We start from the raw sequence: 8,943 nt of genomic DNA on the forward strand, positions 1-8,943 counted from the left end.
CAGGGACGTGACGGGACTTCTTGCGGTGGTGGCCGTGGTCGGGTACATGGCCACCGCCGGCCTGCCTTGGTGGGTGGTGGTGGCCGTGGCCCTGCTGATGGCGGGCTTCGCCGCGGGGAGGTCCGGGAGCCCGGGCCGGGGTGCCAGGAGTGCTGCGATGCCCGGGAGTTGGGACAGGGGCGCCAGGAACGCCGAGGCGCCCACGAGTTGGGACAGGGACGTCAGGAGCGCCGTGGCGCCCGGGAGTTGGGACAGGGACGCCCGGAGGATGGCGGTGCCCGGGAGCCCGGGCGAGGGTGTCAAGGTGAACGCGACCCCTGGTCCTGTGGGTGAGCCCGTCCTGTCCTCGGCCGACGCGCGGTCGGCCGCTGCCCCGGTCGCGGCGAACGTGGGTGCCGCGTACCCGCAGGAGTGACCCGGGCCGCCCGGCGGTCAACGGCAGGGTGACCCGAACTCTCAGACGGTGCGGCCTCCAGTGGCCTCCCGCACATGCCGGGCGATCATCGCGTAGACCTCCCGAGCCTTGTGGTCGTCACTCCCGTCGTACCCGTGATCGGCCCCGGCCACGTCGTGATGCGCGACCAGCGCACCCACCCCCCGCAGCCGCTCGGCATAACGCTCACCCTCGGCCCGGAGCAGGTCGTACTCGGCGGTGATCACCAGGGCCGGGGCGATGCCCGTCAGGTCCGCGGTGTCCGACGGATGCGCCGGGGACACGAGACGGTCGTCACGCCGCCGCACGTCCGGCACGTACGAGGTGTCGAAGACGTCGCCCATCCAGGGCCGCAGCATCGGCCTGGCGATGGCGGCCCGCTTGTCCCTGGGGCCGGTCGCCAGGTCGAGCGGGGGGTAGTGCAGCACCTGGAGCGCGATCGAGGGTCCGCCCTCTTCGAGGGACTGCCGGGCCACGGCCGCCGCGAGCCCGCCACCGGCGCTCTGCCCGCCCACGGTGAGCCGGTCGCCGTCCCAGCCCTCTTCCGCACCGTGCTCGGCCACCCACCGCACGACGTCGTACGCCTGCCGGGGTGGCGCCGGGAACGGATGCTGCGGCGCGACGACGTAATCCACGTTGATCACGACCGCCCCCGCCTCGGCGGCGAGGGTGCGGCACAGCGGGTCGTCCAGCTCGGTCAGCGTCATCACATAGCCGCCGCCGTGGAAGTTGACGTGCACCGGGGGAGCCGGTTCGGCGTTCGCGGGCAGGTACACGGTGGCCCGGGCGGGGGCGATCGACGTGGGAATCGTCAACTCACGTACCTTGCGCGGATATTCGGGGAATCGCGCGTGCGAGGCAGCGGCGGAACCCCGGCCACCGGAACGGCGGTCAGCCATCACGGTGACACGTTGCATCGCCTTGGCGACGAGGGCGGCCACCGCGGGCCGGGCCAGGAGGGACATGGGGGCTCCGATGGGAAGGATTCGATTGAGTTGGGCAATTATAGGTGTCGGCAATTATGGGTCAAGGGGTCGGACCGATGGAGGCGGCGTGTGTATGGGGTAGGGTTGACCTGCGTGATCACGCGGTTCGCCGCGCGACATACGCCGGGACGTGGCGCAGCTTGGTAGCGCACTTGACTGGGGGTCAAGGGGTCGCAGGTTCAAATCCTGTCGTCCCGACTTTTCGAAGTCGCAGATCAGAGGCCGTTTCGGAGCAATCCGAAGCGGCCCTTCGGTCATTCCGGGAGACCGCTGGTCTGCCGTACCCGCTCATGGACCGTCAGCCTGCCGTCGTCGATGCGCCAGAGCACATCCGCGCGTGCGGCGAACTTGGGCTCGTCGGTGACGTAGATGACGGTGCCCGAGTACCGCTCCAGCAGACGTTCCATCAGGTCGGAACCGAGCGCTTCCTCCGACCGGACATCGTCCAGCAGCAGCACCCGGGGACCGCTGCGCAGCGCTCGTACCATCGCCACCTGGTAGCGCACGGCCATGGAGAGGCCGTGGCCGTTCTCGCCCACCCGGGTGCGCAGCCCGTCGGGCAACAGGTCGGCCAGAGCCTTGATGTGCTCCTCGCCCGCCGCCTCGGCCGCGTCCGGCGGTTCGCCGTACCGCAGGTTCGTGTGGACGCTGCCGCGAAGCAGGGGCAGTTCCGGGCTGGCCAGCCTGATCACCTGGCGTACCGACTCCGGGTCGTGCTGGGCGAGGTCCTGGCCGTCGAGCAGCACCGCGCCGGCGTCCGGCTCCTGCAGTCGCGCGATGAGGCGCAGCAGCAGCGACTTCCCCGAGCTCGGAGGCCCCTGCAGCACGATCCGCTGACCGGGCCGCGCGACGGCCGACACGTCCAGGACACCGTCCACGCGCAGCTCCTGGAGTTCCAGCCGTCCGGGCCCGTGCGCGAGCGGCTCGGCTCCCCGCACTCTGGCCAGCGGCGCGGGTGCCTTGAGGACCTCGGCGATGCGCCGCCGCGCGACGCGCGACTGCTGCCAGTACTCCTGCACACGGACCAGCGACGACAGGGGAGCGCCGAGGAAGTTCGCCACCGTCAGCAGCGAGGCGAGGGCCTCCCAGGTGGTGCCCGCCACCAGGCCCACCGTCACCACGATCAGCAGGATCCCGATGCCGCACGCCTCGGCCGTCGCCGACATCGCCCCGGTGAGACGGGCCTGGCGCACCATGGCGCGACCGTACTCACGGCTGTGCCGCCGCATGACGCGGCGCTCCTGCTCGACCCGCCCCAGGGACTGCATGACGGCGGTGTGCGTGACGCGTTCGTTGACGAAGGCGGCGAGTTTGCCGTTGTGCCGTCTGGTCTCGCGCACACGTTCGCGCAGCCGCCGCCCGAACAGGGCGACGGCGGCCGCGGCGAGGAGGATCAGCGCCGCCGAGAGCGCGCCGATGCCCGGCGCGATGACGGCCAGTACGACGAGGGCGCACGCCACGAACACCCCGTCCACCAGGATCGGTGCCACGCCCTTGCTGATCCACAGCCGCAGGGCCGAGGCGTCACCGGTGAAGCGGAGCACCGTCACGCCGACCGTGCGCCGGAACGGTCCCCCCGCCTCGCTTCCGGCGACATGGTCGAAGAGCCGCATTCTGACGCTGTGCACGTAACTCTGCGCCAGCCGTTCCGCGAGCGGTTCGCCCGCCGCCTTCAGCAGCACGGTCGCGCAGGCCGACGTGGCGAGCCCGACGGCCAGCGTGGTGGGGGCGTAGCCGGCGACGTGCGTGTAGAGGGCGCTGCGGTCGTGGCCGGCCCCGACCTCCTCGCCGTGCGTGATGCGGTAGGCCGCACCATGCACCAGGAGGGCGAAGCCGACCACGCAGACCGCCTGGCCGAAACCCGCGAGCACCAACAGGAGCATCAGTCGGCGCCGCACACCGCCGAGCGTCTGCGGCATCCGGACGCGACGCCGCCTTGCCGCGGTCACGCCACTGTTTCGGCCGTCAGGGGACCGCTGTACTCCGTCAGCCGACTGCGCTCCTGCGGGAGTCCGCCATGCTCCGCCAGTCGACTGCCGTCGTCCGACAGCCCGCCGCCGTCTCCCGCGACGACCCTGCCCGCGACGGCGCCCGCCAGCACCTGGTCGGCGAGAGACGGGCTGGACAGGGCGGCCGCCGTGTAAGCGGGGATGTCCACACCGGCCACCGCTTCGGCCGTGGCCAGCGGAGAGGACGTCAGCACGCCGCTCAGGGCCAGGACGGGAAGTCCCTCGTCCCGCAGCAGCCGTACCCCCGCCACCGCGCTGATCGAGTCGCCGGCCGCGAAGACGATGCCGTCCACTCCGGTGCGGAATTCAGGCGTACGGATCAGTGCCGCCGTCTCCTGCTGCAGCAGCCCGTCCGCGACCTCCAGCACGATGGCGTCCGCCTGGTGACTCGTCAGATCCGTGATCGCGCCGCGGAGGATACGGATCACCTGCGGCATCGGCAGCTGGTAGGTGGTGGGGAAACCCAGGTCGGTGAAGTCGATGACCCGCGACGCGCCCGCGTCGGCCATCAGCGTCGGATCCCCCGGGGCGCCGGTGCCGGTCACCTTCGCCGCGCCGACCCGGCGGCCGGCCAGGCTGAGCCCGCGGATGAGGGCGGCCGCCACGGTCGTCTTGCCCGAGTTCATCGATGTGCCGAGTACGGCGATGGTGCGCGGGCGAGGAGCGAGGACCGGCACCACGGGCCGGGCCAGACGGGCCAGGGTGAGGAGGTCGCCGTGCTCGTCGGTCACCAGGCCCAAAGGCTCCACTTGGGTGGGGGTTTTCATTCTGGAGTGGGAGGACACCACCCGTCCGGCTATCCCGCCTCCGGCGACCAGGTCACAGGGTCCGAGGTCGCCGGGCACCACCGCCTCGAATTGATCCGGCGCGTAACGGGCGCCATAGGCGACTACGACCGTGTCGCCGACGAACAGCCGATTCCGCTTTCCGTGTACTTGCCCGAGGAACCTGTGCTGGCCGATTTCGGTCACCCGGCACAGCACCAGATCGCCCGCCCGTGGAGGCCCATCCGCCACGCTCAGCCCCAGTGTTCTGGTGCTTCCGTAGCCCAGCTCGACAAGGCGGCGAGCGGTATAGGAAACCTTCGCCACCTCGTTGCCGGGGGAATTGAACCGCACGCTCTGCATGGATTTCTCCTTACCCCTTCGTCCCGCGGAGCACCAGCATCCGCCGCGCTCGGGGAGTGCGCACTCCGACCACCGTCATCTGCGCAATCCGAACTCCTTATGGCCGAGTCCGATGAGACGGCGGGGTGCCTTTGGGAGGGCATTCGGGTGGAGTGAGCGAGCATGCGGGTGGCGGCCGCCTGGAATGCTTTTCGGAGGCCGGGCGGTAAGCGCGGCCGACTGAGGGGGCGTTGGCGGTGCGGGAGCCGCACACCCTGGGCGGAGTGGAGGGAGCCGTCGGTGTACTGATTCCGTGAAGCCTTCACCCCGTGCGGGAGGGGTCCCGCGACGGGGTCCGACACTGGTCGGTACGTCGGGCGCCTGCAGAGAAGCTGTCGAACCGAGAAGCCCACGAACCGAGGAGACCAGCGATGCCCCTCTCCGCCAGCCTCGCGCGTGGTGTCGCGCCCGCCGCACCAGGGACCCTGCATGCCCGTACGGTCACGGGTGAGCTCAGCGCCCCGCCCCGCCCGGGCCTCACGGTCCGCTTCGGGCGCGGTGACAAGCCGGACGTGGACCTGGGCGTCGGCGTGGACGACCTGCGGGTGAGCCGGCGGCACGGCGAGTTGACGTACCGTCAGGGACTGTGGTGGCTGCGCAACACCGGGCAGCAGCTCGTCCGGCTGCCCCGCGGCCGGATGATGCACCTGAGCACCGAGGCGATCCCGCTCGCCACCGGATACACCCCGCTGTTCGTGAAGGGCTCCGGCTACCGGGAGCACCTGGTCGAGCTGTACGTCGCGGGCCACGACGACCAGGGGCCGGTGTCGCGGCGGCGCGCCGAGACGGTCCGGCCGGAGACCTGGGCGCTCGACGACGACGAGCGGCTGCTGCTGGTCGTCCTCGGCCAGCGGTACCTGTTGTACGAGGAGGAGCCGCGCCCTCTGACCTATGCCACGGCCGCCAAGCAGCTCAGCTACCTCCGCCCGGAGGACAAGTGGACCGAGCGCAGGATCGAGCACCGCATCGAGGTCGTACGCCACCGCCTGCACCGCACCGGATTCCGGTACCCGCTGCTGCACGACAAGTCGCAGGGCCGCCCCGGCGACAACAGTCTGCTGCACAACCTGATCAAGGGGCTGGTGGAGTCGACGACGCTCGTACCGCCGGACCTGGACCTGATGGAGGACGACGCCACCTGGCCCGACTCCGCGCTCTGACGTCCGGTGTCACCGTGCGCGGAGTCCGGCGGCGGCGGAGGCCGCGAGCTCCTCGGCCATCGCGCACAGCTTGTCCGTGGGCCGTTGCCCGCTGACGTCCAGACGCACCATCTCGGCTGCGGTCTCGGCGTCCTGGCCGCTGTACCTGCGGTACTCGACGAACGCCGTACAGGTGTCGTCGTCCGGCTCGACGACGGTGCGGTATCCGCTGAGCGTCACGCTGCGCGCGCCGTCCGCCGCGGACTTGGGCTGGTCGCGGTGGAAGGCCACGGTGACATCGAGGTCGTCGACGTCGCTCGACCACTCGCAGCTCCAGTTCGCGACGCCGACGTCCGGCACGTCCACCTTGAGACCGGGAACGACGGACAGCGCCTTGGTGCCGAGCAGCTCGCAGGCGTTCGCCCATGCCAGTGAAGCGCGCGGATAGCCGGGCGAACGACGGGGCAGCGGACCGCGGTTGAGGACCTCGGCGGCGCTCGCGGCGGCCTTCTCGGCGACCGTGCACAGGGTCGCGTTGCCGCCGAGCACGGAGCCCTTGCCCATGTTGACGCGGACCCCGACCAGGGAACCGTCGCTGCCTCCGTCGGACGTCAGCAGCAGCTTGCACTCGTCGCTCTCGCCCTGCTCCTCCCGGACGCCGATCCTCCCGATGGTGCGGGAGGGTTTCGACCCCTCGGGCGGTGAGCCGCGCAGGAGCCGGACCGACACGTCGATCCGGGTCTTGTCGTCGATGCCCACGAGGACGTCGCAGCGGTCGAAGTTGCCGTAGTCCACGTCCACTTCGACGTCCCCGTCCCCGGTGCCGAACGGGGCGAGAGCGGCGGGGTCGGTCAGCTTGCACACGTCGGCCGTGTGCGGATCACCGATCAGAGCCCGGGGTTCGCCGTCCGAGGCGTCCTCCTGCGCTCGGCTCCGGCCGGGCTCGGCGCCGGCCTTGCCGTCGTCCCGGTCGGGGAGGGCGACGAGTCCCAGGGCCAGTAACGCGCTGATGCCGAGAGCGGCCGCGACCAGGGGCAGCCGCCGGCGTCGGCGCCCGGTGACGGTGGTGGCGCTGTCCCCGGCGGTTTCCGGATCGGCTTCGGCGACCTCCGCCAGCAGGCGCCCGACCTCGGCGGCGTCGGGGCGTTGCCGGGGGTCGCGGTGCAGCATGGCGGTGAGCACGGGGTACAGCGGTCCCACGGCGGCGGCGTCCAGCTCGACGACGCCCTGCTCGGCCTTCCAGTACCGCAGCCGCTCGGCTTCCTCCCCGCCGTCCCCCGTCCGTGCGGGGGCGTCGTCGTCCTCGGGTGCGCCACCGCGCGGCGGCGCACCGGTGACCAGGGCGTGGAGGGTGGCGGCCAGACAGAAGACGTCCGAGGCCGGCCGCGGCACGTTGCCCCGGGCCAGTTCGGGGGCGGCGTAGTCCGGGGTGAAGCTGAACGGGCCGTTGACGGTGATGGTCTCGGCGCCGCCGACCCGGTAGGCGGCACCGAAGTCCAGTAACTTCGCGGTCCCGCGCCGGGTGAGGCCGATGTTGGCGGGCTTGACGTCACAGTGGACGATGCCCGCGTCGTGCAGGGCCGCCAGCGCGTCGGCGAGCTCGGCACCGATGCGCGCCGCCCGCGCGGGAGAGACCGTCGGCTGCCGGTCCAGGCCGCCGCCGGGCACGTACTCCATGACGAACCAGTACGTCCGATCCCCGGCCTCGGCTGACCCGGCGTCGTCCCCGTGCCCGTCGCGGGGCACGGTCACGACGTCGAACAGGGTCACCACGTGGGGATGGTCGCGGAACTTGGCCATGGCACGCGGTTCGCCCAGCAGCCGCCGCACCGCGGTCTCGCCGTCGCCCTCCGCCCGCTCCGGTTTCAGTGCGACGTCCTGGCCCACCACCCTGTCGTGGGCCAGCCACACGTCACCGCCCCGCCCCGCCCCGATGACCTCCTTGAGGACATAGCGGTCGGCGAACTCGTCCCCGGAACGCACGGATCTTCCCCCTTGGTCGAGTACCGAACGCGCACGGCCCAGGGGCGCGCGCACGGATCGAACCTACTGCGTACGCCGGGCCGTACGCAGTGTCTACCCAGAGCCTTCATCAGTCGCACGCATGCGTAGAGGCGGCGGGATCGCGGACCGCGGGAGGGGTCCCGTCAGCGGCGGCTACCGTACGCGTCGGCCCGACCCGGACGCCCCCGACTGAGAGGAACCCTCCATGCCAAGCACCCGGACCCTCGTGCTGGCCGGCATCACCGCGGCTGTCTCGACCGCCACGCTCACGCTGTCCGCCCACGCCGGCACGCCGACTCCGCACGGGCAGGCCGCCGCCCGGTGCGCGTACCCCGCCGACGTCCTCGACCTGACGAACTGGAAGATGACGCTGCCCACCGGCGAGGACGAGGACCCCACCGAGATCACCCAGCCCGAACTGGCGACCTTCTCCGCCGACCCCTGGTTCCGGGCTGACGCCGGCTGCGACGCGGTCGTCTTCCGTGCCGCCGTCAACGGCGTGACGACGGGAGGCTCCAACTACCCGCGCGCCGAGCTGCGGGAGATGACCGACGGCGGCGAGGACGAAGCCGCCTGGTCCACCACGGACGGCACCCACACCCTCGTGGTCCGGGAGGCGTTCACGGCACTGCCCGCCGAACGGCCGTGGCTGGTCGGCGCGCAGGTCCATGGCGGGGACGACGACGTCACCGTCTTCCGCCTCGAAGGCAGCAGCCTCTACATCACCGACGGCGACGACCGGCACGCCCACCTCGTCACCGACGACTACGAACTCGGCACCGAGTTCGAGGCCAAGTTCGTGGCCAGGGACGGGGAGATCGACGCGTACTACAACGGCCGGCTGGAGACCACGATCTCCCACGACGGCGACACCAACTACTTCAAGGCGGGCGCCTACACCCAGGCCAACTGCGACAACTCCGACCCGTGCGCCGACGACAACTACGGCGAGGTCCGCATCTCCCGCATCAAGGTGACCCACTCCTGACGGGCCGGCAGCACCTCAGCGGGTGACCAGGAGCCCCCGCACGCGCAGTACACGCCGCTCCAGTGGGCTGAAGATCAGCAGCTCGATGGCGATTCCGACGAGCAGGATCAGGAAGATGGCCAGGAACACCATGGACATGCTGCTGTTGTTGCGGCCGTTCTCCAGGAGTTGGCCCAGGCCCACGCCCAGGTCGGGGTGGGAGGCGATGATCTCGGCGG

The 8,943-nt window shown here is 71.5% G+C and carries 7 protein-coding genes, 1 tRNA gene and 1 pseudogene; 4 read left to right on the forward strand and 5 right to left on the reverse strand.

The features are described 5' to 3' along the window. Positions 1-7 precede the first annotated feature (7 nt). The gene (locus ACIREI_RS34520; protein WP_403341477.1) at positions 8-415 is read left to right on the forward strand and encodes a hypothetical protein; all 408 of its coding nucleotides are present in this window, start codon (positions 8-10) and stop codon (positions 413-415) included. Between the two features lie 41 nt (positions 416-456). Here ACIREI_RS34520 and ACIREI_RS34525 read toward each other — a convergent pair whose 3' ends face one another. Then, positions 457-1,398, reverse strand: a complete 942-nt coding sequence (locus tag ACIREI_RS34525) for an alpha/beta hydrolase (RefSeq protein WP_403341479.1) — start codon at positions 1,396-1,398, stop codon at positions 457-459. Positions 1,399-1,543: 145 nt separating this feature from the next. On the opposite strand from ACIREI_RS34525, the gene ACIREI_RS34530 reads away from it, so the two are divergent. Beyond that, positions 1,544-1,617, forward strand: a tRNA-Pro gene (locus ACIREI_RS34530). Positions 1,618-1,673: 56 nt separating this feature from the next. Here ACIREI_RS34530 and ACIREI_RS34535 read toward each other — a convergent pair. Both ACIREI_RS34535 and ACIREI_RS34540 read right to left on the reverse strand, forming a co-directional pair. Next, positions 1,674-3,338: an ATP-binding cassette domain-containing protein gene (locus tag ACIREI_RS34535; RefSeq protein WP_403341482.1), complete on the reverse strand. Its 1,665-nt coding sequence runs from the start codon at positions 3,336-3,338 to the stop codon at positions 1,674-1,676. A gap of 26 nt (positions 3,339-3,364) precedes the next feature. Continuing rightward, the gene (locus ACIREI_RS34540) at positions 3,365-4,555 is read right to left on the reverse strand and encodes a DUF1611 domain-containing protein (protein ID WP_403341484.1); all 1,191 of its coding nucleotides are present in this window, start codon (positions 4,553-4,555) and stop codon (positions 3,365-3,367) included. Between the two features lie 410 nt (positions 4,556-4,965). On the opposite strand from ACIREI_RS34540, the gene ACIREI_RS34545 reads away from it, so the two are divergent. Beyond that, entirely contained in the window at positions 4,966-5,754 is a 789-nt protein-coding gene (locus ACIREI_RS34545) for an FHA domain-containing protein (protein WP_403341487.1), read from the forward strand. A 9-nt stretch (positions 5,755-5,763) separates the two neighbouring features. Here the strand turns inward: ACIREI_RS34545 and ACIREI_RS34550 are convergent, their stop codons facing one another. Then, positions 5,764-7,716, reverse strand: a complete 1,953-nt coding sequence (locus ACIREI_RS34550) for a serine/threonine-protein kinase (RefSeq protein WP_403341488.1) — start codon at positions 7,714-7,716, stop codon at positions 5,764-5,766. 226 nt (positions 7,717-7,942) lie between these two features. On the opposite strand from ACIREI_RS34550, the gene ACIREI_RS34555 reads away from it, so the two are divergent. Continuing rightward, complete coding sequence (locus ACIREI_RS34555; protein ID WP_403341491.1) at positions 7,943-8,725, forward strand: polysaccharide lyase family 7 protein; 783 nt, start codon at positions 7,943-7,945, stop codon at positions 8,723-8,725. Between the two features lie 15 nt (positions 8,726-8,740). Here the strand turns inward: ACIREI_RS34555 and ACIREI_RS34560 are convergent. Further along, positions 8,741-8,943, reverse strand: a pseudogene (locus ACIREI_RS34560) (ABC transporter permease); the annotation flags it as partial.

This window comes from Streptomyces sp. NPDC093591 (assembly GCF_044764885.1).
Lineage (GTDB): Bacteria > Actinomycetota > Actinomycetes > Streptomycetales > Streptomycetaceae > Streptomyces.

What these genes read in the sequence shown, in the direction of transcription:
- ACIREI_RS34525 (WP_403341479.1), bottom strand. Translation starts at nt 1,398, where the DNA reads ATGTCCCTCCTGGCCCGGCCCGCGGTGGCCGCCCTCGTCGCCAAGGCG.
- ACIREI_RS34535 (WP_403341482.1), bottom strand. Translation starts at nt 3,338, where the DNA reads ATGCCGCAGACGCTCGGCGGTGTGCGGCGCCGACTGATGCTCCTGTTG.
- ACIREI_RS34540 (WP_403341484.1), bottom strand. Translation starts at nt 4,555, where the DNA reads ATGCAGAGCGTGCGGTTCAATTCCCCCGGCAACGAGGTGGCGAAGGTT.
- ACIREI_RS34545 (WP_403341487.1), top strand. Translation starts at nt 4,966, where the DNA reads ATGCCCCTCTCCGCCAGCCTCGCGCGTGGTGTCGCGCCCGCCGCACCA.
- ACIREI_RS34555 (WP_403341491.1), top strand. Translation starts at nt 7,943, where the DNA reads ATGCCAAGCACCCGGACCCTCGTGCTGGCCGGCATCACCGCGGCTGTC.